Source organism: Klebsiella sp. A-Nf5, assembly GCF_002810545.1.
GTDB lineage: Bacteria > Pseudomonadota > Gammaproteobacteria > Enterobacterales > Enterobacteriaceae > Klebsiella > Klebsiella variicola.
On the sequence record NZ_PIOG01000268.1, the window covers coordinates 187,143 to 209,725 of the forward strand.

The 22,583-nt window shown below is 56.8% G+C and carries 23 protein-coding genes; 6 read left to right on the forward strand and 17 right to left on the reverse strand.

The window, feature by feature from the left end:
• Positions 1–37: 37 nt before the first annotated feature.
• Entirely contained in the window at positions 38–1,294 is a 1,257-nt protein-coding gene (hemA, locus tag CWM53_RS26040; protein WP_008804386.1) for a glutamyl-tRNA reductase, read from the reverse strand.
• Between the two features lie 271 nt (positions 1,295–1,565).
• Here hemA and lolB point away from each other — a divergent pair, with 271 nt between their 5' ends.
• From lolB to dauA, 4 genes are all read left to right on the forward strand, one after another.
• Positions 1,566–2,177, forward strand: a complete 612-nt coding sequence (gene lolB, locus CWM53_RS26045; protein ID WP_100729522.1) for a lipoprotein insertase outer membrane protein LolB — start codon at positions 1,566–1,568, stop codon at positions 2,175–2,177.
• Entirely contained in the window at positions 2,177–3,025 is an 849-nt protein-coding gene (gene ispE / locus CWM53_RS26050) for a 4-(cytidine 5'-diphospho)-2-C-methyl-D-erythritol kinase (RefSeq protein WP_012541338.1), read from the forward strand. Before lolB ends, ispE begins: the two co-directional genes overlap by 1 nt.
• 183 nt (positions 3,026–3,208) lie before the next feature.
• On the forward strand, positions 3,209–4,156 hold the full coding sequence (gene prs, locus CWM53_RS26060; RefSeq protein WP_002910407.1) for a ribose-phosphate diphosphokinase: 948 nt from the start codon (positions 3,209–3,211) through the stop codon (positions 4,154–4,156).
• Positions 4,157–4,406: 250 nt separating this feature from the next.
• Complete coding sequence (gene dauA, locus CWM53_RS26065) at positions 4,407–6,086, forward strand: C4-dicarboxylic acid transporter DauA (RefSeq protein WP_071787626.1); 1,680 nt, start codon at positions 4,407–4,409, stop codon at positions 6,084–6,086.
• A 215-nt stretch (positions 6,087–6,301) separates the two neighbouring features.
• Here dauA and ychH read toward each other — a convergent pair whose 3' ends face one another.
• Complete coding sequence (gene ychH, locus CWM53_RS26070) at positions 6,302–6,577, reverse strand: stress-induced protein YchH (protein WP_002910437.1); 276 nt, start codon at positions 6,575–6,577, stop codon at positions 6,302–6,304.
• A gap of 272 nt (positions 6,578–6,849) precedes the next feature.
• Between ychH and pth the strand changes: the two genes are divergently transcribed.
• Together pth and ychF are read left to right on the forward strand one after the other, a co-directional pair.
• On the forward strand, positions 6,850–7,434 hold the full coding sequence (pth, locus tag CWM53_RS26075; protein WP_004180389.1) for an aminoacyl-tRNA hydrolase: 585 nt from the start codon (positions 6,850–6,852) through the stop codon (positions 7,432–7,434).
• Between the two features lie 117 nt (positions 7,435–7,551).
• The gene (gene ychF / locus CWM53_RS26080; RefSeq protein WP_100729523.1) at positions 7,552–8,646 is read left to right on the forward strand and encodes a redox-regulated ATPase YchF; all 1,095 of its coding nucleotides are present in this window, start codon (positions 7,552–7,554) and stop codon (positions 8,644–8,646) included.
• Between the two features lie 83 nt (positions 8,647–8,729).
• On the opposite strand, the gene CWM53_RS26085 is transcribed toward ychF, so the two are convergent.
• The 15 genes from CWM53_RS26085 to CWM53_RS32435 all read right to left on the reverse strand — a co-directional run bounded on the left by CWM53_RS26085 (position 8,730) and on the right by CWM53_RS32435 (position 22,579).
• Positions 8,730–9,059: a DUF1869 domain-containing protein gene (locus CWM53_RS26085; RefSeq protein WP_100729524.1), complete on the reverse strand. Its 330-nt coding sequence runs from the start codon at positions 9,057–9,059 to the stop codon at positions 8,730–8,732.
• Between the two features lie 83 nt (positions 9,060–9,142).
• Complete coding sequence (locus CWM53_RS26090) at positions 9,143–10,057, reverse strand: sugar ABC transporter substrate-binding protein (protein ID WP_032730670.1); 915 nt, start codon at positions 10,055–10,057, stop codon at positions 9,143–9,145.
• 131 nt (positions 10,058–10,188) lie between these two features.
• Entirely contained in the window at positions 10,189–11,592 is a 1,404-nt protein-coding gene (locus CWM53_RS26095) for a VasL domain-containing protein (protein ID WP_100729525.1), read from the reverse strand.
• Between the two features lie 19 nt (positions 11,593–11,611).
• Positions 11,612–12,055 carry a type VI secretion system baseplate subunit TssE gene (tssE, locus tag CWM53_RS26100; protein ID WP_100729526.1) on the reverse strand — a complete coding sequence of 148 codons (444 nt, stop codon included), beginning with the start codon at positions 12,053–12,055 and terminating at the stop codon, positions 11,612–11,614.
• Between the two features lie 2 nt (positions 12,056–12,057).
• Complete coding sequence (gene tssJ, locus CWM53_RS26105; protein WP_100675767.1) at positions 12,058–12,594, reverse strand: type VI secretion system lipoprotein TssJ; 537 nt, start codon at positions 12,592–12,594, stop codon at positions 12,058–12,060.
• On the reverse strand, positions 12,575–13,591 hold the full coding sequence (gene tssG, locus CWM53_RS26110; RefSeq protein ID WP_165785138.1) for a type VI secretion system baseplate subunit TssG: 1,017 nt from the start codon (positions 13,589–13,591) through the stop codon (positions 12,575–12,577). Before tssG ends, tssJ begins: the two co-directional genes overlap by 20 nt.
• Positions 13,592–13,620: 29 nt before the next feature.
• Entirely contained in the window at positions 13,621–15,384 is a 1,764-nt protein-coding gene (gene tssF, locus CWM53_RS26115; RefSeq protein WP_100729528.1) for a type VI secretion system baseplate subunit TssF, read from the reverse strand.
• A gap of 134 nt (positions 15,385–15,518) precedes the next feature.
• A complete protein-coding gene (locus CWM53_RS26120) occupies positions 15,519–18,929 on the reverse strand; it encodes an ImcF-related family protein (protein ID WP_100729529.1) in 3,411 nt (1,136 codons plus the stop codon).
• Positions 18,913–20,070, reverse strand: coding sequence for a type VI secretion protein (locus tag CWM53_RS26125; protein WP_074385506.1), 1,158 nt, complete (start codon positions 20,068–20,070; stop codon positions 18,913–18,915). The genes CWM53_RS26120 and CWM53_RS26125 overlap by 17 nt, the downstream gene beginning before the upstream one ends.
• Positions 20,071–20,073: 3 nt before the next feature.
• A complete protein-coding gene (locus tag CWM53_RS26130) occupies positions 20,074–20,340 on the reverse strand; it encodes a PAAR domain-containing protein (protein WP_008804370.1) in 267 nt (88 codons plus the stop codon).
• Positions 20,341–20,618: 278 nt separating this feature from the next.
• Entirely contained in the window at positions 20,619–20,894 is a 276-nt protein-coding gene (locus tag CWM53_RS32165) for a DUF6392 family protein (RefSeq protein ID WP_100729530.1), read from the reverse strand.
• A 52-nt stretch (positions 20,895–20,946) separates the two neighbouring features.
• Positions 20,947–21,087, reverse strand: coding sequence for a DUF6392 family protein (locus CWM53_RS32170; RefSeq protein WP_157847514.1), 141 nt, complete (start codon positions 21,085–21,087; stop codon positions 20,947–20,949).
• Between the two features lie 114 nt (positions 21,088–21,201).
• Entirely contained in the window at positions 21,202–21,429 is a 228-nt protein-coding gene (locus tag CWM53_RS26140) for a DUF6392 family protein (RefSeq protein WP_162536011.1), read from the reverse strand.
• 133 nt (positions 21,430–21,562) lie between these two features.
• Positions 21,563–22,456, reverse strand: coding sequence for a formylglycine-generating enzyme family protein (locus tag CWM53_RS26145; RefSeq protein WP_072045410.1), 894 nt, complete (start codon positions 22,454–22,456; stop codon positions 21,563–21,565).
• Positions 22,457–22,477: 21 nt separating this feature from the next.
• Positions 22,478–22,579: a hypothetical protein gene (locus CWM53_RS32435; protein ID WP_371934360.1), complete on the reverse strand. Its 102-nt coding sequence runs from the start codon at positions 22,577–22,579 to the stop codon at positions 22,478–22,480.
• Positions 22,580–22,583 lie beyond the last annotated feature (4 nt).

Genomic DNA, 22,583 nt, shown 5'->3' on the forward strand with positions numbered 1-22,583 from the left:
TGAATTCACCCTGTCCTGAAAATAAGAGAAAGGTGCGCTATTCCAGCCCGAGGCTGTTGCGCAGAATATGCAGGCGTTCGTCGTCCCCGTCACGGGCGGCCTGCTGAAGAGATTTGGTTGGCGCGTGGATCAGGCGGTTGGTCAGCTTACGCGCCAGATCCTGCATAATTTCCTGGGCATCACCGCCCTGCTCCAGCGCGGCCAGCGCCTTCGCCGTCAGCTCCTCACGGACCTGCTCAGACTGAGAACGGTATTCGCGAATGGTCTCGCTGGCGCTCTGCGCGCGCAGCCAGGCCATAAATTCGCTGGTTTCCTGCTCGACGATCGATTCCGCCTGCACCGCCGCGGCCTTACGCTGCGCCAGGTTGTGCTGAATGATGTTTTGCAGATCGTCGACGCTGTAGAGGTAGGCGTTGGCCAGCTTGCCGACCTCTGGTTCGACATCGCGCGGGACGGCGATATCCACCAGCAGCATCGGCTGGTTACGCCGCGCCTTGAGCGCGCGCTCCACCATACCTTTGCCGATGATCGGCAGCGGACTGGCGGTGGAGCTGATAATAATGTCGGCCTCTTTCAGCCGTTCGTCGATATCGCTGAGAGCAATCACCTCGGCGCCTACTTCGTCCGCCAGCACCTGGGCGCGTTCGCGGGTGCGGTTGGCAATGACCATTTTGCGTACGTGATGTTCGCGAAGATGGCGCGCCACCAGTTCGATAGTTTCACCGGCGCCGACCAGTAACACGGTGACGCTGGAAAGCGATTCAAAGATTTGCCGCGCCAGGGTACAGGCGGCGAACGCGACAGAAACGGCGCTGGCGCCGATATCGGTTTCGGTACGCACGCGCTTCGCCACCGAGAACGATTTCTGAAACATCCGCTCCAGTTCGCTGACGTTAAGATGGCCGCGGCTGGAGTCGGCAAAGGCCTTTTTCACCTGCCCGAGAATTTGCGGTTCGCCCAGCACCAGCGAATCGAGGCCGCTGGCGACGCGCATCAGATGGCTGACGGCGTCGTTATCCTGGTGCCAGTAGAGGCTCTTACGCAGGTCTTCTTCGTTGAGGCCGTGATAGTTGCACAGCCAGCGGATCAGCGCTTCCTGCAGGTTATCCTGCTCTTCGACGCTGAGATAGAGTTCCGTACGGTTGCAGGTCGACAGCACTACCCCACCCTGCACCATCGGCTGAGCCAGCAAGCTCTCCAGCGCCTGATCGAGCGTTTCCGGCGAAAACGTCACGCGTTCTCGCAGGTCGACCGGCGCTGTTTTGTGATTGATGCCAAGAGCTAAAAGGGTCATTGTGAGGGAGTAGTACCAGCGTTGCTAAGGTTAGTCTGAGTGCATCATACAGGATGCGCGTAATCAATAAAAGAGAGGCTCCCCTTTTGGAGTAATAGCCAAAGCAAGACCGCCATTAACGTTAATTTTTTGATTTCAGACAACTTGAACGTAGACGCTATCGCCCGGCGACGCTAGCATTAAGGGTTATAAATGTAACCTGCTACACAAATCGGCCCGCTGTTCCCCTGCCGCCGTTTTTCCCTGTAGACATCAAGGATTTATCATCATTATGAATCGACTGTTCCGCCTGCTGCCGCTGGCCAGCCTCGTCCTCACCGCCTGTTCTCTTCATACGCCACAAGGGCCTGGCAAAAGCCCGGATTCGCCGCAGTGGCGTCAGCACCAGCAGGCTGTTCGCAGCCTCAACCAGTTCCAGACTCGCGGGGCGTTTGCCTATCTTTCCGATGAGCAAAAAGTCTATGCACGCTTCTTCTGGCAACAGACCGGCCAGGACCGCTATCGCCTGCTGCTAACCAACCCATTGGGCAGCACCGAGCTGTCGCTGACCGCGCAGCCGGGCAGCGTGCAGCTGATCGATAACAAAGGCCAGACCTACACCGCCACCGATGCCGAAGAGATGATAGGCCGCCTGACCGGGATGCCAATCCCGCTGAACAGCCTGCGCCAGTGGATCATCGGCCTGCCGGGCGACGCCACCGACTATTCGCTGGACGAACAGTACCGTCTGCGTGAACTTAACTACACGCAAAATGGCAAAACCTGGCACGTCACCTACGGCGGCTACACCAGCGATACCCAGCCAGCCCTGCCGTCTAATGTCGAGCTGAACAATGGCGCTCAGCGCATCAAGCTGAAGATGGATAACTGGATCGTGAAATGATGAGCCGCTGGCCCTCTCCTGCAAAACTGAATCTGTTTTTATATATCACCGGCCAGCGGGCCGATGGTTACCATACCCTGCAGACGCTGTTTCAGTTTCTCGACTATGGCGACACCTTGACCATCGAACCGCGAACTGACGGTCAACTGCGCCTGCTGACGCCGGTGGCCGGCGTGCCGGACGAGGAGAACCTGATCGTTCGCGCCGCGCGTCTGCTGATGCGTGCCGCCAGCGAAAGCGACCGCCTGCCGGCGGGGAGCGGCGCCGATATCAGTGTCGACAAGCGCCTGCCGATGGGCGGCGGTCTGGGCGGCGGCTCATCCAATGCCGCCACCGTGCTGGTGGCGCTCAACCATCTGTGGGGCTGCGGTCTCTCGGAAGAGGAGCTGGCGACCCTGGGCCTTCAGCTGGGGGCCGATGTGCCGGTCTTCGTGCGCGGCCATGCCGCCTTTGCCGAGGGAGTCGGCGAAATTCTGACACCGGTGGAGCCCGAGGAAAAATGGTACCTGGTGGCGCACCCGGGGGTCAGTATTCCGACGCCAGTCATTTTTCGCGATCCGGAGCTACCACGAAATACCCCGCGCCGGTCAATTAATACGTTATTAAATTGTGAATTCAGCAACGATTGCGAGCTTATCGCAAGAAAACGTTTTCGCGAGGTTGATGCAGCGCTTTCCTGGCTGTTAGAATATGCGCCGTCACGCCTGACCGGCACAGGGGCCTGTGTGTTTGCTGAATTTAACACCGAATCCGCTGCCCGTCAGGTGCTGGACACTGCCCCGGCATGGCTAAATGGCTTTGTAGCGCGCGGAGTTAACCTCTCGCCGCTCAAGCAGGCCCTGCTCTGAATCCTGCGCCGTGATGGCGCAACGATAACGAGTCAACCGGGGAAATTGAGTTACGGTGACAACGTCACCCTGTTCCAGACGTTGCATCGTGCTCTTTAAATACACCGACTGGATCGAATGGCGCCAGCCCGCACATTATTGGCCCACTCATCCACCACTGGACGCATGCCTGAGGTTCTTCTCGTGCCTGATATGAAGCTTTTTGCTGGTAACGCCACCCCGGAACTAGCACAACGTATTGCCAACCGCCTGTACACTTCTCTTGGCGACGCCGCTGTAGGTCGTTTTAGCGACGGCGAAGTCAGCGTACAAATCAATGAAAACGTACGCGGTGGTGATATTTTCATCATCCAGTCCACTTGTGCTCCCACCAATGACAACCTGATGGAACTGGTTGTTATGGTTGATGCTCTGCGTCGTGCTTCGGCAGGTCGTATCACCGCCGTTATCCCTTACTTCGGTTATGCTCGCCAGGACCGTCGTGTTCGTTCTGCTCGTGTGCCAATCACCGCGAAAGTGGTGGCGGATTTCCTGTCCAGCGTCGGCGTTGACCGCGTGCTGACCGTTGACCTGCACGCAGAACAGATCCAGGGCTTCTTCGATGTGCCAGTTGATAACGTGTTCGGCAGCCCAATCCTGCTGGAAGATATGCTGCAGCTGAACCTGGACAACCCGATTGTGGTTTCTCCGGACATCGGCGGCGTCGTTCGTGCTCGCGCTATCGCTAAACTGCTGAATGATACCGATATGGCTATCATCGACAAGCGCCGTCCGCGCGCCAACGTCTCCCAGGTGATGCATATCATCGGTGACGTCGCGGGTCGTGACTGCGTGATGGTCGACGATATGATCGACACCGGCGGCACCCTGTGTAAAGCGGCAGAAGCGCTGAAAGAGCGTGGCGCGAAACGCGTATTCGCTTACGCCACGCACCCGATCTTCTCCGGCAACGCTATCCAGAACATCAAAAACTCTGTGATTGATGAATTTGTCGTCTGCGATACCATTCCGCTGGCACCAGAAATTAAAGCGCTGGATAAAGTGCGTACTCTGACGCTCTCCGGTATGCTGGCTGAAGCTATTCGCCGTATCAGCAATGAAGAATCTATCTCTGCTATGTTCGAACATTAATCGAGCCGAGCATAAAAACCCGCTGCGGCGGGTTTTTTTGTCTCTGAATTTTTAATTCTTCCACAAAATCATTCGGCATGCGTCAAGGCGGCAAGTGAATGAATCCCCGGGAGCGTACAGGCAGTACGTGACCGGGGTAAATGAACCCAGCCAACACAGAGGCATCCCGAAGGATGACGTGGAAATGACCAATGCCTCCTTCACCTGCCATTTAGTTGACAGATGATGCGCTCATGGATGAAACATTATTGTGAACAGATTATTTTCCTCACATGTGATGCCTTTCCGCGCCCTCATCGACGCTTGTTGGAAAGAAAAGTACACCACGGCCCGCTTCACGCGTGACCTGATCGCCGGGATCACCGTCGGGATCATTGCGATTCCGCTGGCGATGGCGCTGGCGATTGGCAGTGGTGTGCCGCCGCAGTACGGCCTCTATACCTCCGCGGTGGCAGGGATTGTGATCGCCTTAACCGGCGGGTCGCGCTTTAGCGTTTCCGGCCCAACCGCCGCCTTTGTGGTGATCCTCTATCCGGTCTCACAACAGTTTGGCCTGGCGGGGCTGCTGGTGGCGACGCTGATGTCGGGGATCTTTTTAATCCTCTTTGGCCTGGCGCGCTTTGGTCGTCTGATCGAATATATCCCGCTGTCGGTCACCCTCGGTTTCACCTCCGGGATCGGTATCACCATCGGTACCATGCAGATTAAAGACTTCCTCGGTCTGCAGATGCCCCATGTGCCGGAGCATTACCTGCAGAAAGTGGCAGCGCTGGCGATGGCCCTGCCAACGATTAATCCCGGCGATGCCGCCATCGGCGTCGTCACCCTTGGCACCTTGATCCTCTGGCCGCGGCTGGGTATTCGTCTGCCGGGCCACCTTCCGGCGCTGCTGGCCGGCTGCGCGGTGATGCTGGTGGTTAATTTGCTCGGCGGCGATGTCGCCACAATTGGCTCGCAGTTCCACTATCAGCTGGCGGACGGCACTCAGGGCAACGGCATTCCACAGCTGCTGCCGCAGCTGGTACTCCCCTGGGATATGCCGGGCTCAAACTTTACCCTGAGCTGGGCCTCGCTGCAGGCTCTTCTACCTGCCGCCTTCTCCATGGCGATGCTCGGGGCCATTGAATCTCTGCTGTGCGCGGTGGTGCTCGATGGCATGACCGGTACCAAGCACAAAGCCAACAGCGAGCTGATTGGCCAGGGGCTGGGCAACATTGTCGCGCCGTTCTTCGGCGGGATCACTGCCACCGCGGCGATTGCCCGCTCGGCGGCGAACGTCCGCGCCGGCGCCACATCGCCGGTGGCCGCCGTGATCCACGCCCTGCTGGTGATCCTGGCGCTGCTGATCCTCGCCCCGCTGCTCTCCTGGCTGCCGCTGTCGGCGATGGCCGCCCTGCTGCTGATGGTGGCATGGAACATGAGCGAGGCGCATAAAGTCATCAATCTGCTGCGCCATGCGCCGAAGGACGACATCGTGGTGATGCTGATGTGCATGTCGCTGACGGTGCTGTTTGATATGGTGATTGCTATCAGCGTCGGGATCGTACTGGCCTCGCTGTTGTTTATGCGTCGCATCGCACGCATGACCCATCTGGCGCCAGTCAACGTCGAGGTACCAGACGATGTGCTGGTGCTGCGGGTGATTGGCCCACTGTTCTTTGCCGCCGCCGAGGGCTTGTTCAACGACCTGGAGACCCGGATCGCCGGCAAGCGCATCGTGGTGCTGAAGTGGGACGCGGTACCGGTTCTCGACGCCGGCGGCCTGGATGCCTTCCAGCGCTTTGTGAACAAACTGCCGGAAGGCTGTGAGCTGCGCGTATCTAACCTCGAGTTTCAGCCGCTGCGCACCTTAGCGCGCGCCGGCGTCAAGCCGCTGCCCGGACGTCTGAGCTTCTACCCCGATCGTCAGGCCGCGCTGGCTGACCTGTGATCCCCCGACGGCAGGCCTCTGCGCCTGCCGCCGCCTGATATAACGCCATGATCAAGCATAAAACCGGGCGCAATATTTGTCTGCGGGCAACATTGGTAACGACGATATCTGGACAAAACAGGGGGTAAGGCGACGGGAACAAAACGAAGATGAAAGAAACGAAAACATGAAGATGCATCGGCCGTTACCGGCCGATGCGGAAAATCATTTTGCGGTTAGCTGTGGCGATGCTGATTACGACGGCAGCGTTTATCATAGTGGCGCACCCACCAGTAGCGGTCGCTGACCTGCTCGTGGCCGCCAATACGGGCACCGGCCAGCCAGAGCACGGCGCCAACGAAGATGCTTAAGATTGCGCCATGCGCAAAGAATTGCGGCAGGTTAAGCTGCGGAAGCTGGTTCAGAATGGAGTAACCTACCCCCACAACCATCACCACCAACCCTAACCCCATGAGTACGTTACCGAGTAACGAAGCGTTTTTGCGTTTCATGTGTCACCTCCGGACTTTGGGTTGCCAGGGAATATCCCCAAATCTTATAGGTGTAGTATAGACAGGGTCCCTGCCCTGGAGTGCGCCCACGATCACATTAGTGAACACCGATTAGACAAATATTTACAAATAAGCCTCTGAACAATATCAAATTCTAATGATTCAGGTGGGTAATCATCAATGCTGGTATTGTCTCGTGGGCAGAACTTTGTCAAGCGCGCCCGCAGACAGTACACTACGCGGCAGAGAATGCCCCATGCAGGAAAGAAAACGTGACCATTAAACTGATTGTCGGCCTGGCCAACCCCGGTGCGGAATATGCCGCCACCCGGCACAACGCTGGCGCCTGGTATGTAGATTTACTGGCGGATCGCCATCGTGCGCCGCTGCGCGAAGAGAGCAAGTTCTTCGGCTACACCTCGCGCATCAATCTGGCGGGCGAAGACGTTCGCCTGCTGGTTCCTACGACGTTTATGAACCTCAGCGGTAAAGCGGTGGCTGCAATGGCGACCTTTTATCGCATTAACCCGGATGAAATTCTGGTCGCCCATGATGAGCTGGATTTGCCGCCCGGAGTGGCGAAATTCAAGCTTGGCGGTGGCCATGGCGGCCACAACGGCCTGAAGGACATCATCAGTAAGCTCGGCAATAACCCGAACTTTCACCGCTTACGCGTCGGGATCGGCCATCCGGGTGACAAAAACAAGGTTGTCGGCTTTGTACTCGGCAAACCGCCGGCCAGCGAGCAGAAACTGATTGATGATGCCGTAGACGAAGCGGCGCGCTGCACCGAAATCTGGTTAAAGGACGGGCTGACCAAAGCCACCAACCGCTTACATGCCTTTAAGGCGCAATAAGCCGTTGTCGTGCGGCATTTTTGCCGCGCACCGTGTATAATAGGCAAAGCTATTCAATTTTCTGCAATCTGTTGCTTATAACAGATTGATTATCCAAAGATTAAGGTGATTTAAATCATGGGATTCAAATGCGGTATCGTCGGTTTGCCCAACGTCGGCAAATCCACCCTGTTCAATGCGCTCACCAAAGCGGGTATTGAAGCGGCCAACTTCCCCTTCTGTACCATTGAGCCGAACACCGGTGTCGTACCGATGCCCGATCCGCGTCTGGACAAGCTGGCTGAAATCGTCAAACCGCAGCGCATCCTGCCGACTACGATGGAATTCGTTGATATCGCGGGCCTGGTGAAAGGCGCGTCCAAAGGCGAAGGTCTTGGCAACCAGTTCCTGACCAACATCCGTGAAACCGAAGCCATCGGCCACGTGGTTCGCTGCTTTGAAAACGACAACATTATCCACGTTAACAACAAAGTGGATCCGGCTGACGACATCGACGTTATCAACACCGAGCTGGCACTCTCCGATCTGGACACCTGCGAGCGCGCTATCCACCGTGTGCAGAAGAAAGCTAAAGGCGGCGATAAAGACGCTAAAGCTGAGCTGGCGGCGCTGGAAAAATGCCTGCCGCAGCTGGAAAATGCCGGCATGCTGCGTTCACTGAAAAACCTGACCGAAGAAGACAAAGCGGCGATTAAATACCTCAGCTTCCTGACGCTGAAGCCGACCATGTATATCGCCAACGTCAATGAAGACGGCTTTGAGAATAACCCTTATCTCGATAAAGTCCGTGAAATTGCCGCCGCCGAAGGTTCTGTGGTCGTCGCCGTTTGCGCCGCCGTTGAGTCCGACATTGCCGAGCTGGACGACGCTGACCGCGACGAGTTTATGGCCGAGCTAGGTCTGGAAGAGCCAGGCCTCAACCGCGTGATCCGCGCCGGTTACGAGCTGCTGAATCTGCAGACCTACTTCACCGCAGGGGTGAAGGAAGTTCGCGCATGGACCATCCCGGTCGGAGCGACCGCGCCGCAGGCAGCCGGTAAGATCCACACTGACTTCGAAAAAGGTTTTATCCGCGCGCAGACCATCGCCTATGAAGACTTTATTACCTACAAGGGCGAACAGGGTGCAAAAGAAGCCGGTAAAATGCGTGCAGAAGGCAAAGACTACATCGTGAAAGATGGCGATGTGATGAACTTCCTGTTCAACGTCTGATCCCGCTGGCTGGCGTTTTCGCCACCACCGCGCCATAAAAAATCCACGCTCCGGCGTGGATTTTTTTTTACCCGGACGGCACGCTACTCCACAATATGGGTCTCTTCAGCCGTCTCATAGCCATCAACGATCTGCACAATTTTCTTTAACTCGCCCTCGATGAAAGCCGGGGTGGCGCTTTCCCCGGAGGCCGGGTGATGAAGCTCGACCGAGATGCCGCTGGCGGCATTGGTCAGTGACAAGCTGATCTCCTGCTGGCCCGCCGCTGACGATGGCCGCCCGATTTGCTGCACGATGGCCGCCGCCGCCGCGCGCGTATCAACTTCCGCGAGATGCCCCCACCTCATTTCAACATGTCCCTGCTGCCCTGCCTTTATCACCTGCAGCGTATAGCCGCTTCTTGCCGTTGCCATGTCTTTTCCTCCGGTTTCGTTGCCCGGGCGTCACATTATCAGCCCGGTTTTATCAGCAAAGTTCGTTCACGTGCACCTTGCCGTTAATGACTCTTTTCCACATAGGTCTGCATGTTTTCTTTGGTCACTAACTCAAACGGGATCCAGACATGAGACTCGACCTTTTCTCCTTTAATCAGCTTCAGCGCTACCGCTAAGGCCGTTTTGCCCTGACCGACGGCGTCCTGGAAGACCGTCACCTGGATCTTATCGCTGGCCAGGGCTTTCAGCCCGTCCGGGGTGGCGTCGATCCCACCGATCAACAGCTTCTTCTGGCTCTTCTCCAGCGCCATCGCCGCGCCAATCGCCATCTCGTCGTTGTTCGCCGCCACAATATCAATCGCTTCCCCGTTGCCTGTCCAGTTCTGCATCAGATCCATTCCCTCGCTGCGGGAATAGTTGGCCGGCTGTTTCTGCACCACTTTCATTGCCGGATACTTGGCCACCACCTGCTCCACGTCTTTGGTGCGCTGCAGCGCGCCGGCGTCAGTGAGATTGCCGATCATGATGGCGACATTGCCTTTGTAGTTCGCCAGCTTCGCCAGTGCCTCCATCTGCAATGTGCCGGACTCCCGCTCGTCCGAACCGACAAACACCACGCCGGGCGGAAGCGTTTTATCCCCAGGGGTCCGGTTCACATACACCAGCGGCATTTTGGCCTGCTGCGCCATCTTCGTCAGCTGCGGGGTGCTGGCGGAGTCCACCGGGTCGACGATGATCGCGTCCACGCCGGAGGCGATAAAGCTCTGCACCTGATCGGCCTGGCGTCCGGTGTCGCCGCGGGCGTCTTCAAACTGCACGTCGACATGACGGGCGCGGGCCTCTTTCTCAATGGACTGGCGGATAATGGTGAGAAAGTTTTGATCGAAGTAAGCCATTGAGACGCCGATCTTCTCCGCCAAAGCCGAGGCGGAACTGGCCAGTAACCCCACTAACAGGATGATTTTACAGTGCTTCATAGCATACCCTCAGAGGCCGAAATGAAATTTTCAATATAAACACAAATGGTATATTTAAATCATTTTCAGACTACGAAGGGCGTTCTGTTCTTGCAATAAGGATGTAAAGAAAATGTTGCCATGCGCACACTTTATTTCACCGCCTCACTCACCGGGGGCTCATCGGTAGGGGGGATCGCCGCGGGCGGCGACTGCTTTCGCTTCAGCAGGGCATACTCCACTATCAACTGTTGCAGATGCAGCTTCGCGAGGCTTTCCCGGGCGGCAGGCCAGGGTTGATCAACGGGAACCGCGGCCAGCTGGCGCAGCTGCTCCTCCAGCGGAACGGCGCGGTTAAACGACTGCATGATGGCAAACACTGCGGTTTTCAGTTCGCTCACCGTGAGGTATCTCCCCTTCTGTTCGTCGAGGGCATTGAGCTGGCCGGCGAGCCGCTGCAGCTGCTGCATTCCCTCGGACCAGCCGGTGAGGTTTTCCGCGGGCAATGCGGCAGCGCTCAACTGCTGCCGCCACTGCTGCGCCAGCGGTTGTGCCTGCTCCGGCCAGCGACTCAGGGCCTGCCGGACCAGCTGGTCGCCGTAGCTTACCGCCCAGTCCGGCGCCAGGCGGGCGAGCTCGCCAAGCTGGCGCTGCGTCTGAGGCAGATCCACCGGCATCAGGGGAGATGCCCCCGGCAGGCCCGGTATCACATTTTGGGTCACCGAAATGGGCGGTAAATCGGACTGACGCAACGCCAGCCATCCACCGACGGCGATGTCCGTCACCGCCAGCATGGTGACCATCCCGGCGACAAACGGCTTCCAGCGCGGCGCGGGTGCCGGAGAAGACGCCACCACTGGCGCGGGCCGCTTTGCAGGTAAAGGCGGCGCAAGCGGCTCAGCCTTTGGTCTACGTTTTAGTTCTGGCACTGGTTCAACCTTTGCCGCATCCTCTTCGCTGACCAGAGCGCCGGGAAGTTCCGCGTCAGACACCGCCACCGGCGGCGCGGTGGGGAGCGCTGGCGCAGGGTCGAGATTCTCGAAGCGGCTTACCGTGCTGTGCAACAGCGCCCGCAGGTCGCTCAGCGGGTTTTCAGGCGCGATCTCAAGGTGCTGGAGCACTGCGTCGAAGCTTTGCAGCGAACGTTCAGCCTGACCAAGCGACTCGAGATCCGCCGGGGCGAGACTCAGCGTGCGGATCACCTGCCGCAGCCGCTTGCTCAGGGTGCGGAAGATCTCTGTCCGGGCCGGGAGCGCCTGCGGCCACAGGTTTTTACCCTGGTGGGCCAGCAGCGACTCCATCAGCGACAGCCCCTCGTGGATCCCTGCCAGCCCGCCCAGCCGGGCGCGGGCCAGCGTATACCAGGCGACAGTCTGCAGATCCGCGCCGTGATGCTCTAGCAGCGAGCGGGCAAGCTGCTCGGTATACGGCCAGTTAATATCCGGCCGCGCCGGGTGGCTGAGCTTGTTCATTTCCGCACGCAGAGCAATAAAATCAGCCAGCGTGCGCGGGTCGCCACCGGTTTTATAGTGGCGGTCGTGGTGTGTTGTCATCATGATGTCTTTCAGCGAGAGATTAGAGGGCGGAGCGGGCGTCAAGGTACTGCTGACGTTTGAGGTGGCGGATCAACACCCTGCCCTCGGGCATAAACTCCGTGCCGTAACGCACCAGGCCAATATCCTTCAGCTCCGCATCAATGGCATAGCGCAGTTCGCCTGGCGCATGCTGATCGAGCATCACCACCGCGATCCGCTGCAGGCGCGGTTCGTATTTCAGCAATACCGCCGATAACGTGCTCATCAGCTGGTGCGCCGACGCCGGCATGCCCTGGAGGATAGCGGTCATATCCGGCAGGCCGTAGTCCGGCAGATGCGCCAGCGTTCCAGCCCGACAGTTGAGGATGCGCTGCATGTTATCGAGCACCGACAGAATGACCTGATCCGTTTCGCTGACAGTATTCAGGTCAAGCCCACCGGAAAAATTGCCGTACAGGATGTCATACAGGGAGGGACGAGGCATTTTCACTTCTCCTTAAGCGGGTGCAGAGTCAGTTGATTTTGGCTGGCTTCGATAATGCGCGGCTTCGCCGGGTCAAGATCGTCCCGGGTGAGTACCAGCCGCCAGCTGTTTTGCGTTAGGTCTGGATCGATAAACATGGCCGCCACCGCCACAAACTGCGCGCGGGTTTCCATGGGCATATCGACGGTCACCGATTCGCCCGGGCGCAGGCGAACATCTTTTTCCGCCACCCGGTCCGCCTGTAGCGCCTGACCATCGCCGGCAAACAGCGACGGGTAGTCAGTATTGTCAAACGCCTGCCGGTCCTTCAGCTGGTATATACGCACCACCGTCGCCAGGGAGGCGCCTTTGGCGTTGTTATTCACGCCTTCCCGGGCGCGAAGATCCAGATGCAGGGTTTTCACCTGGGGGTAAAAAATGGACTGGGTCACGGAAACGGCGCCGTCTTTTACGGTCTGCGTCAGGCCGCAGCCGGTTAAGACGGTAACCATGAGGAATGCCAGCAACCTGGCGGAGGGTTTAACTGCGGTAATCACCATCTTCATCGCTCTCCCTGCGGTGGATATTTTCCCGGACGCGCTGATAGCGCCCCAGATAAATCGTGATCCTGTCGTCAGCCTGTTTCTGCGCATCCAGCGGACGTAACACAGCGGTACGGCCAAGCTGGACGGCATGCGCCTGCTGGCAGCAAAGTTGCGCATCCGGCAGTAAATGGCGGGCGACGCAAAGCTGTAGCCGCACGTCGAGATGAGATCCGAGCCAGACGTGCAGGAGCGCCATCAGGTCGCTGAACAGTTCGCCGCCGGGCAGCCAGCCGCGGACCTCATCAGGCTTTTCCGTCGCCAGCTGCAGCAACACCTGACTGTTCACATACGTGGCGTGGGTTCCCATCACTGGCCTATGTTGCAGGCTAACCGGCTGGCGGACGCTCATCGTTAATGGCTGCGACAAGGGGATACGGCACGGATCGTGGTGGTACACCGTCGCCCGGGTCCCCGGGGCCAGGAGCGCCACCAGCGCCTCCATACCTTCCCCGGATCTCCCCGGCAGCATCATCACCGGCAGCAGCGCCAGAAATCGCGACAGCGGCGCTGCGGCAACGGCGGCACATCCCGGTATGCCCAGCCCCGCCAGGCCCAGCAGATACTGCGAGGTGTTGTCCGTGCCCCCCGCCCGAAAGGTTGCCGGGTAGGAATATTTGCGCCAGATACGGTAATACTGGGCGATCAGACGATGGTTAAAGATATCGAGGAAATCCTCGGTCGCCTCGACGCCTTCCCGCCGTTGCGCAATGTCATCGCTATAGTGGGTCGGCAGCGGGGATTCCACGCCGTAGAGCCCCATAAAAGCAACGCGCACCGCCGGCGGTCGGGGCGGTTCAGGAGCGTCCATTCCACGGATTTCGCCGGCCGGGAAACCCATCCCCGGATGCGGGCGAAAGCGTATGGGCTCATCACCCAACTGCCAGTCGCTGCCGATGACCGGCGCCTTCGGCTGGATCTTCTCCAGCAACTGGCAGAAGCGGTAAAAATTCATGTACGGCAACTGAGGCCGGAGCTGCGCCATCAGCCGGGCAGGCGCAGACTGTGATTCTCTTTCCACCGGATACATTTCCCTTCAGGTTGAACGATGAGCGTTAGCTGGTTGAACTGATTCATATCGGCATACAGCGCGAAAAAGCGGTTGAGCATGTCGCCAAACAGGTGGACATCGCCCGCGCCGGTAAATCCGCTACCGTCGAGCGTCACTTCGATATCCAGCCCGCGCAGCAGGAATCCCTGTTCGAAACGCTGAATTCGGTGATGGCTGACCGCCAGAATAACGTCCAGACGACGGTTATTGAGCTCATCCTCCCGCCAGTTGTAGAGCGACAGCGTACCGCGCAGTACCTCGGCGCTGCTCATCATGTTGAGAAAACGGGTGCCCAGATGGCTCATGACCCGCCAGTGGTAGCGGTCTTCCGCCGGGGGATATACCGGCAATGTGGGCTTACAGAGATTGCGGACGGTAAGCGGCGTGGCTGATATCGACTCACAGCGATCCAGCAGCGTGCTCTGTAGCGCCCGGCGCGGCAGCTGGCCGTTAGTGCCGGTGATGCGCAAGGAGACCGTTTCCCGCGCCAGCGCCCGGTCGGCCTCCCATTGCTGTCCGCCGAGGATAAGCCAGGTGTCGTGCATACCGGTAACGCCCCGCTTGACGCGGGTGTGGTAGTAGCGCTCCGGCGCATGGCGACGCATCATTCCCCCCTGGTGACGAAAGCGGGTGAAAGGCACATAGCGCGCCTCCCCGGTGCGCCCGGAGCCGGTCACGCTGTCGACAGAATAGATTTCGGTATGCCCGTCCTGCAGGCGCTTCGGACGCAGGAGGTATTCGCTCTCCAGCCCGCTGATGGTCAACGGTTCGGCCTCAAGGGTAAACAGGTTAATCACTGGCACACAGTGCAGGCGCAGGCTGCTTGCGCTGACGGGTAAATCGCTTTGCCAGACCTCGCTGAACACCACCTCAAGCGTGAAATGCGATATCCCCGCCGGCAGGGTGATGTTTTCCAGGCCATTTAGCTGCACGAACATAAATTTTTCGCGAAAGGTGAAATACTCGAGCAGCAACTGATAGCCGCTGAAAGCGCTCTCCCCCTTCGGCCATAAACGATCCTCCTCGCTGAATCCCCCCGGGGAAAAATAGCCGTCGAGGCTTATCCGCTCTGTCTGACCCGGCAGGCGCAGGAACAGCGCGGCCTGGCGTCGGGTCAGCCACAGATGGAGGGCGCTGCCGGTAACGGCGTCTTCCCCCAGGTACAGCGGCAGGCGGCGGAGATCGGTCTGCGACCAGTCCGCCAGCTCGCTACAGGTGAAGCGTAGCCGCAGGACCGAACGTCCGTCCGGCTCCGCCGTCATCACCGCCTCCTCTATCGCCAGCGGATTAAGCGTCAGATCGCGGGTGGTTCGGTACCGGCACACGGTATTTTTCGGCCCCAGTGGGCGGGAGCTAATCTCAAACCCGGCGGGCACCGTTTCCGCCATCTTCATCGCCGGCAGCGTTGGGGTCAGCGCCACGATCGATAGCGATGGAATGGTGCGCAAATAGTGCGGCCACAGCATGCTGACCAGCCCCTCGGTCAGCTCCGGCAGATCATCATCAATTTTTTCGCGCAAGCGACCTACGGAAAAGGCAAAGCCTTCAAACAGGCGCTCAACGTAAGGGTCCGGCGTACCGGCTTTATCGAGATCCAGCATCGCCGCCCGATCGGGGTGAGCCTGCGCGAACGCTTTTGCCGCCTCGCGCAGGTAGCGCATTTCAGCGTCAAAATATCGCAGGGTTAAATCGTCCATTATGAATATTCCATTATTCGTCTACAGGGAGACACGCAGCATGGCTGCGCGGTCAGATTAGTTGGCCGTCGGGCGGCCATGAGCGAAGGAGGCCTGGCGTTGCAGGTCAACGCCAATCAGTCTGGGAGGCGGTTTCAGTATCCCTCTTCTCCGGGTATATCGTCGGTCAGCGGAACACGCTCAGCAGGCGCGCGCACGCTGAATATCGTCTCCGGTAGCGTAAAGTTTCGCAGAGACAGCAGCGCCAGCGGTCCTTCCCCCGCCTCGGTACGCAGCGTGTAGTTCAGCAACAGACCATCCGGCGCTTTCCAGCTCAGGCTCCAGCTGCTGCTCGTTCCGGGATAAGCGCTGACTACCGCCTTATCCAGCAGGCGGATCCACCCCCAGGCGCCCGGGAAATCGCCATACTGGCGGGTGCCCGCCCGGGTACTGATCCAGCTCAGACTGGCGCCCGGCGCTTCGGTGTCGGCGGGCCAGCTGAACCGCCGCCAGGTCGGCATCTGGTTCATATAGACAAGTTTCTGACTGTCAATCAGCAGCTCCGTCTGCATCACGCCGTCCGCGGTGCCGGGGCGAAGCGCAAAATGCAATCCCGCTTCGCCGTTGGCGAACGCGACGTCGGAGAGATGGCTCAGGGTATTCATCGCCTGCAGAAAGGCCGGGTTAAATGTCAGTCCCTGAGCATTGATACTGTCCGCCATCCAGCGGCTCCCCTCTTTATGCAGCACACCCTTCAGCCGGGTCTGCAGAAAGCGGGCGATGCGCCCGGTCTCGCTATTAAGATATTTTGCCAGCAGCGGTAGAGAGACTTCACTGCTGGTATTTTTAAAGGGGTAGCGACCGCCAAAAGCGCTATTCCAGTCCTCCACCACCGCGCTGCGCCACTGGGCGTTGAGACTTTCCGCCGCCGGGGTCAGCACCTGCTGCCAGGCCTGCTCCATCGGGCGAACAAACAGCGTCTGCCCAAAACCACTCCACTGCTGGCCCAGTCCCGCCGCCACCAGGCTGCCGTAGTCGCGCGTTTCGGTTAAATCCACGGCCTTGCCCTGGAACACCGTCTGCGCAAGCAGGCGGGTCATCGCCTGCGGGTCGGTGGCGTTGGTGACCTGCTGCAGGCGCAGACGCACCTGGGTGACGCGGGTCAGGAAGGTCTGCAGGCTAAGACGGCTGGTGGGCGTCCCGCCGTCGCGATTGTCCAGCAGCGCCAGTACGGGCCCGAAGGTAGCATCCAGAGGACCGCGCGCGCCGGACCGTTGATCGATGGCGGGCGGGTTGTCACGGTTGAACAGCTGCCTGGCCGATTTGACCAGCGAATCGGCGATGGCTTCCCCGGTCTGGCCGGTTCGCCCCTGCACGCTCAGGGTGTTCATCAGCGCCACCAGCGGCGACTGGCGCACATCGGCCATCAGGGTCAGCTGGTCAATGGCATCAGAGAGGGTCGCCGCGCGCTGCCAGCGCAGACTGTTGAGAAAATCCAGCCAGGCGCCGCTGAAATCAGCGAAATAACGCTCCGCCAGCCTGGCTCGCAGAGCTTCCGGCGACGTCGACTGCGCGGCAGTCTGCTTCGTATCGCTCAACACCCAGTCCATTTCATCGCGGCGCTCCGCGACCACTTTCTCAATGGCCGGCTGCACGGCCTGCTCCCAGGCCTGACGGGTAAATATTCCCGGCACCACCTCATCAGTGCTGAACAGACGCGAAGCATCGGTGTCCGCAGTCATATCCGCCAGGCGCATATCGGCATACTGATTCGCCACCTGCGCGAGCATCTTCTGGTAAAGCGTGGACTCACTGTTGCGCTGGCCCATCTGTCGAATTAACCGTGTGCGCACCTGGCTGACCAGACCGTCATCGACAGGCAGACGCCACTGCGGATGCGACACCAGACTGGCGGCATAAAATGCCAGCAGCGAAGGGCCGCTACCCTGCCAGACGCCGTCCGCCACGCCGGAACGCTGCGGCCACTCGCGCATCAACGCTCCCGCAAACCACGCAGCATCCATTCTCTCCGGGCGGGCCAGCATCAGGTACAGTTTCAACTGGTCGTAAGCGGTCTTCGTCATCGTCTCACGCAGCGGGCTGTCCGGCGGCAGCTGTGCGAAGGCGTTCAGCTGCCGCTGAAGGTGCGCTGCTGCCGCATCGCGCAGCAGCGGCTGCGCCCTCTCTCCGTAGCGCGGAAACAGCGCCGCCAGCAGGTCATCGTTCTGACTGAGGCCAGCGCGGAAGTACCACGGCGCGCCGTGCTGCGAGCGGTATTCCAGTTGAGAAAGCGTTTTCTGTAACGCGGAGAGCGCATGCAGGCGTACGGCCAGCGGTTGTTTTCCCGCCGAGGCCTGCTGCACCTGCTGCTGTGCGGTCGCCACCAGCTCGCGGTTGGCGATAAAAGAGACTGTCATTGAGGCGGCCCAGAGTAACATCAGGGCGGCAGTGGCCACGCTCATCCCACGCATCCAGTTGACTCCCTGTTTGCGCGGACGTAGACCGGCTGGCAACCACAGCACAGAGTCTGGTATCGTTTCCCAGCGGTTATCCCGTCCCCAGTGATGACTGACACTGCGACCAGCCTCTACTGACGCCTCACTAAATACCACCCCGGCCAGCGGCAATGGTCTGTATGGATTAAGCAGTATCGATAACGATTCCACCACCGCTTCCGCTTCCCGAGTCAACTGGTCGGCCAGCGCGAGTAAAAAATTGTGCTGTGGTTGCCCGCATATCTGCTGGATGCCCTGCTCTATCAGTAACGGCGCCAGGGCAGTGAACTGTTCGGCAACTATTTGCGGCGTACAACCTGCGGGTAACAGGCAGCCTACAGGCTGAGTGATACGTCCATTTTTTTCGTTGCCCCCCTCATACAGCGACCAGACGTATAGGGGAAGTTTCCAGCCAAGAGCTTCGTAGCGTAGCTTTAGAGAGTGAGACACATTGTCCATTTCATCTGGCGTGAGCCTGGGCTTCGTTCTGTTCATCGTTGTCAAAACGCCGTCAAAGCCCGATGTTACCCACACCATACCATCAGCCGGGCGATAACGCAGTTTACGCAGCGCTGTGAACCAGGCGTTATCTACCGCTGCCCCAGGGTCTCCCCCCCACAGCAATAATGTACCCTGATCTTCTTGCCAGAGTTCCTGCGTGAGCTTTGGGGTCAGTTGTTCTACGTCTCTGACTGAGCCAATTATCAGCAGAATACGGACTTTGCGGGACCAGGCGCGTCCATACTGATAGCGTAGAATCTGGTGAATTTCCCCCACCGTAATATGATGGGGAGGTGTCAGCGCCACGCGCCCTTCTTCGCCGGGTAAGACGTTGGCCTGCTGCGACTGCCGGCGATATAAACTCTCCTTCACACGGCGGGACATTGCAGGAAGATAAAAAACAAATACCAACGCCAGACAGACCAGGACAAACGCCAGTACCTGCTCGCCCCGCGTATTGATATTCAGCATGCCGCCATAGCGGGTGATCCCCCACCATATTGCAGCCATCCCGGCCAACGTAAGCCCGGCCAGGCCAAACCGGCCCAGGCCATTACCCGGTATATTCATCTTCACTCCCTGTGGTGATGGTACTGATAAAATGTTCCTGTTCGCTGGAAAATAACGCCAGCAGGGGCTGTTTACGGAGGCTGACCAGATCGGCTGCCAGCGCGGTCAGGAGCCAGGGCGCTGCGGGTCCCGGAATACCGCACCATTTTTCCAGCAGCGCGATATCTTCAGCTTTCCATGGGGTATGCATTTTGCCGCCCTGCGTGATAAGCGCGGCGCTTCTTTCCGTCCATTTTTTTGCGTCCCCGATAACGGAGGGCGTCTGGCAGGCGACAGTCTGGGTTTCCAGAAACAGGGTGATATCGTCTTCAAAGTTCGTCATATCTAAGGGCATAGGACGTAACAGCCGTGATGAGTGCGGCAGATGGTATTTTTGCGCCACATCATCGCTGGTCAGCAGCAGCACGGCCAGCCCGTCGGAGTATGCTGTACCACCGTTGAGCTGGATGACCAGGAGTAGATTGACCGTCAGTACAGGCTGCTTCAGGCGCTCCTCCACTTCCGACAGTGAGAATGAGCCGGTAACGGTAATATCATCAGACACGGCGCGGCCAGGAATGTGTTCTTTCCAGAGATTACTGAAACTGCTGGTCAGCTCAGGCGAGGGATTATCCGTGATCAGGGTGACATGCAGCGGTAGCTCTTCCGGTAGGCACTGCACGCGCTCTTCTATACTGGTCAGCAGCGCATGCATCGCACTCAACTGCACGGGCTCTTCTGCCGGAAGGTAATTAATCCTGCGGGTAAGTCCGTATTGCTGAGGCCGCTCACTCCCCCAATGCGCCGCAGAAGTATGATCCGGCAACAGCACTGCACTGCCCAGAACGGCCAGCCAGCGCCCGGCCCAGTCTTCCCACCTCTGCTGTCCGTATTCCGCCTCTTTCAGCAAGAACTGATGCGCTTTCAGATCCCTGTCCCGCAGATAGCAACGCAGACAAAAAATCAGCAACCAGCATCCTGCAGGCATCAGGGATACCCACCAGATATTTATCACTGAGAGAATTTTTACGGTGCCGGAAGCATGGAGGATAAAGAGCAGGATACCGATAATCGCCATCAGTACACCGGCAAACAGCCATCGGGTCAGTGAAGGAGCCGATGGCTGCTCCATGGTCAATGCTTTTGTTCGTACCCAGCCCATTTTTTATCCTATCGCGCATTCCGGCGCGCCGGAAATCACCTGGCAACCGCACTGACATTTGCAGCCATCGACCACGATGGCTTTATCATCGGAAGACCATTCCGGCGCTCCCTCAATAATGGCATTAGTGCCATGTCCCGGAATCGGGCAGCTGACTTTATCCCCCACCAGCGCTACGGGCTTTCCATTTACAATCATGGCGGAGGATGCGGAAATAACAGCACCGCCGTGCGTGGTTTTATCGCCGAGTAATACAAAACCTTTGGACATTGAATTTCCTTTTATATATCAGCGATACAGTAATTGTTAATTAGAATACTCAATCGCATCTATTTCAACCTAAAGAGTGAGACAATAACATTTAATAACAGACAAAAACCGGCTACTCCTATCAAAGAAAGAATAATAAACATAAAATAATATCTGGAATATCTGCACGCCTCTCTTTACTTAATATATACTTCTTCCCCCAGGTGATATCCCCTACATTAATAACTTTTCACTTCGAACGCCAATTGCCAGACGACCTTATACTCGCGAGATCCGCCTTAATTTCTATTGCATGCTCTATACAATAAAAATACACTAACAACAAAATAATCAGAATTATAAGAAAATAAAACAGACATTTTCTGATTAGGTGGCAACAGTGGGTATACCTCGCTAATACGACGACTATAGCTCTCTATCGTTTTGCGTTCGCCATAACCTATGGGAAATCCGAAGCGTTCGCGCATCCATCGCTGCGTCATTACTGATTCAAGACTAAATGGCAGCGGATTAGGAAATAGCCAAGCCGTTTTTTTTTCATCTTCTAACCGCAAAGTCACTTCCTCAAGATTTTTTCTAGTTATTGATAAAAGATAAAAATATTCCTTACCGCCTCATATCCAGCCTGAAAATATCATCACCAACAGTAATCGTTGGTTTTGTTTTGTAGGGAATTAAACCTTGTTCATAAATATCCTGATAAGGTTTACCTAATTGCTTCACAAGTGTTTCGATATCAATATTCATTTGCCACAAAGTCGCTTTTTCTCCAGCGCAATATGAATCTCCTTTGCTCGCTTCAGTGGATAAAAAGTCACGGTTTCTGCAAATAAATCATTGTTATAGATAAATCCGACAGAACTATTTTGATGAGGCATAGGTAAGGTATATATCTCTTCCCCCCCTATAAGCAGTCATAACAATTTTTGCTTCAACGTAAACCATCGGAAATCCTAGATAAGCCCGCACCCACTGCTGAATCATAACTCGTTCCAGACCAAACGGCATAGGATTAGGAAACAGCCAGTCAGTTTTGGCTTCATCTTCAAACCTTAACATTTCTTCTTTCAGATTTTTAATGAGCACCACTTTTTTCCGTTGACAATCATCGTTGATGATGATGAAATAATTTCACTACTGTACATGATTTTACCATCCATTAGAAAAAAACCTTATATGTTGAACGCCACCGATTTTTTAAAATAAGATATAGCATCACACATTATTTATTAACGACACAACGAAATACATACTGCGGACCAACACCATATTTTTCATAGTCATCGTCTTTATCGATCTTCGGAACTGGCAATTTTGATTGCCTGAACATGGTTAAAGCGTACTGTCTGTCGCCGCCAATATATCCACGCAGGACTTTTTTAGTACCCTGCGCAGGCCCCTGAGGATCGTTTACCGGAGAATGAGAGTAATAATCTGCTGCATACCAGTCATTAGTCCATTCAGAGCCACTAAGCCCCATATCATACAGACCCAGGGGGTTTGGGGGATATTTGCCTACCGGGTAAAATGGGAAACCAAAACCATCTGTATATTTATCTAATTCATCTTTACCCGGAACATTTTTTCCAGGTAAATAGTCACCATTATTTGTTGGAAACTGAAAATATTGACCTCTGGATCTTGCTGCATATTCCCATTGCGCCTCTGTTGGTAAATCAATCTTTTTACCAGACTCCTTACCTAACCACTGACAATAGTCTTTTGCCTGTTGCCAGGTAACACCAACAGAATAATATCCTTTTTGCAAGGATGGATAATTTTTTAAAAAAATATGGATGGGTGCTTTTTTTACCCCTGTTATCTGCAAATATTTATTATAATCATCATTGGTGATTTTGTATTTTGATATCGAAAAATCGCTTAATACAACCTTATGTAATACCTTATCATCCTGGTTTATGCTGAAAGGCAGTTTTTCACCGACTAACGGCCCAAAATCCCCCATTAAGAACTCGCCGCCCTTAACGGGAACCATGTTAGAGAGTGACTTAGCAACAAGCGCTTCAGACAAGGTTTCACGCTTGTCAGTACTCTTCTGGTCGCACCCGAGCAGAAAACTGGCGGCAACAGTAGCAACTACGATTAATTTTCTCATCTTATCACCTAAGCCTTTGCATCAGGCAGTCATTGTCCCCGTCGGGTGCTGGTCGTCGATAATGGCAAGATATTCTGACATCAGGCTATCCGGGACAGGTTTAAACAGGCTGTCCAGCGGAATATTA

Excerpts from the sequence above, each read along its gene's own strand:
- hemA (WP_008804386.1), bottom strand. The coding sequence starts at position 1,294 with ATGACCCTTTTAGCTCTTGGCATCAATCACAAAACAGCGCCGGTCGAC.
- lolB (WP_100729522.1), top strand. The coding sequence starts at position 1,566 with ATGAATCGACTGTTCCGCCTGCTGCCGCTGGCCAGCCTCGTCCTCACC.
- ispE (WP_012541338.1), top strand. The coding sequence starts at position 2,177 with ATGAGCCGCTGGCCCTCTCCTGCAAAACTGAATCTGTTTTTATATATC.
- ychH (WP_002910437.1), bottom strand. The coding sequence starts at position 6,577 with ATGAAACGCAAAAACGCTTCGTTACTCGGTAACGTACTCATGGGGTTA.
- ychF (WP_100729523.1), top strand. The coding sequence starts at position 7,552 with ATGGGATTCAAATGCGGTATCGTCGGTTTGCCCAACGTCGGCAAATCC.
- CWM53_RS26085 (WP_100729524.1), bottom strand. The coding sequence starts at position 9,059 with ATGGCAACGGCAAGAAGCGGCTATACGCTGCAGGTGATAAAGGCAGGG.
- CWM53_RS26090 (WP_032730670.1), bottom strand. The coding sequence starts at position 10,057 with ATGAAGCACTGTAAAATCATCCTGTTAGTGGGGTTACTGGCCAGTTCC.
- CWM53_RS26095 (WP_100729525.1), bottom strand. The coding sequence starts at position 11,592 with ATGATGACAACACACCACGACCGCCACTATAAAACCGGTGGCGACCCG.
- tssE (WP_100729526.1), bottom strand. The coding sequence starts at position 12,055 with ATGCCTCGTCCCTCCCTGTATGACATCCTGTACGGCAATTTTTCCGGT.
- tssJ (WP_100675767.1), bottom strand. The coding sequence starts at position 12,594 with ATGGTGATTACCGCAGTTAAACCCTCCGCCAGGTTGCTGGCATTCCTC.
- tssG (WP_165785138.1), bottom strand. The coding sequence starts at position 13,591 with ATGAATTTTTACCGCTTCTGCCAGTTGCTGGAGAAGATCCAGCCGAAG.
- tssF (WP_100729528.1), bottom strand. The coding sequence starts at position 15,384 with ATGGACGATTTAACCCTGCGATATTTTGACGCTGAAATGCGCTACCTG.
- CWM53_RS26120 (WP_100729529.1), bottom strand. The coding sequence starts at position 18,929 with ATGAATATACCGGGTAATGGCCTGGGCCGGTTTGGCCTGGCCGGGCTT.
- CWM53_RS26125 (WP_074385506.1), bottom strand. The coding sequence starts at position 20,070 with ATGGGCTGGGTACGAACAAAAGCATTGACCATGGAGCAGCCATCGGCT.
- CWM53_RS26130 (WP_008804370.1), bottom strand. The coding sequence starts at position 20,340 with ATGTCCAAAGGTTTTGTATTACTCGGCGATAAAACCACGCACGGCGGT.
- CWM53_RS32170 (WP_157847514.1), bottom strand. The coding sequence starts at position 21,087 with ATGAATATTGATATCGAAACACTTGTGAAGCAATTAGGTAAACCTTAT.
- CWM53_RS26145 (WP_072045410.1), bottom strand. The coding sequence starts at position 22,456 with ATGAGAAAATTAATCGTAGTTGCTACTGTTGCCGCCAGTTTTCTGCTC.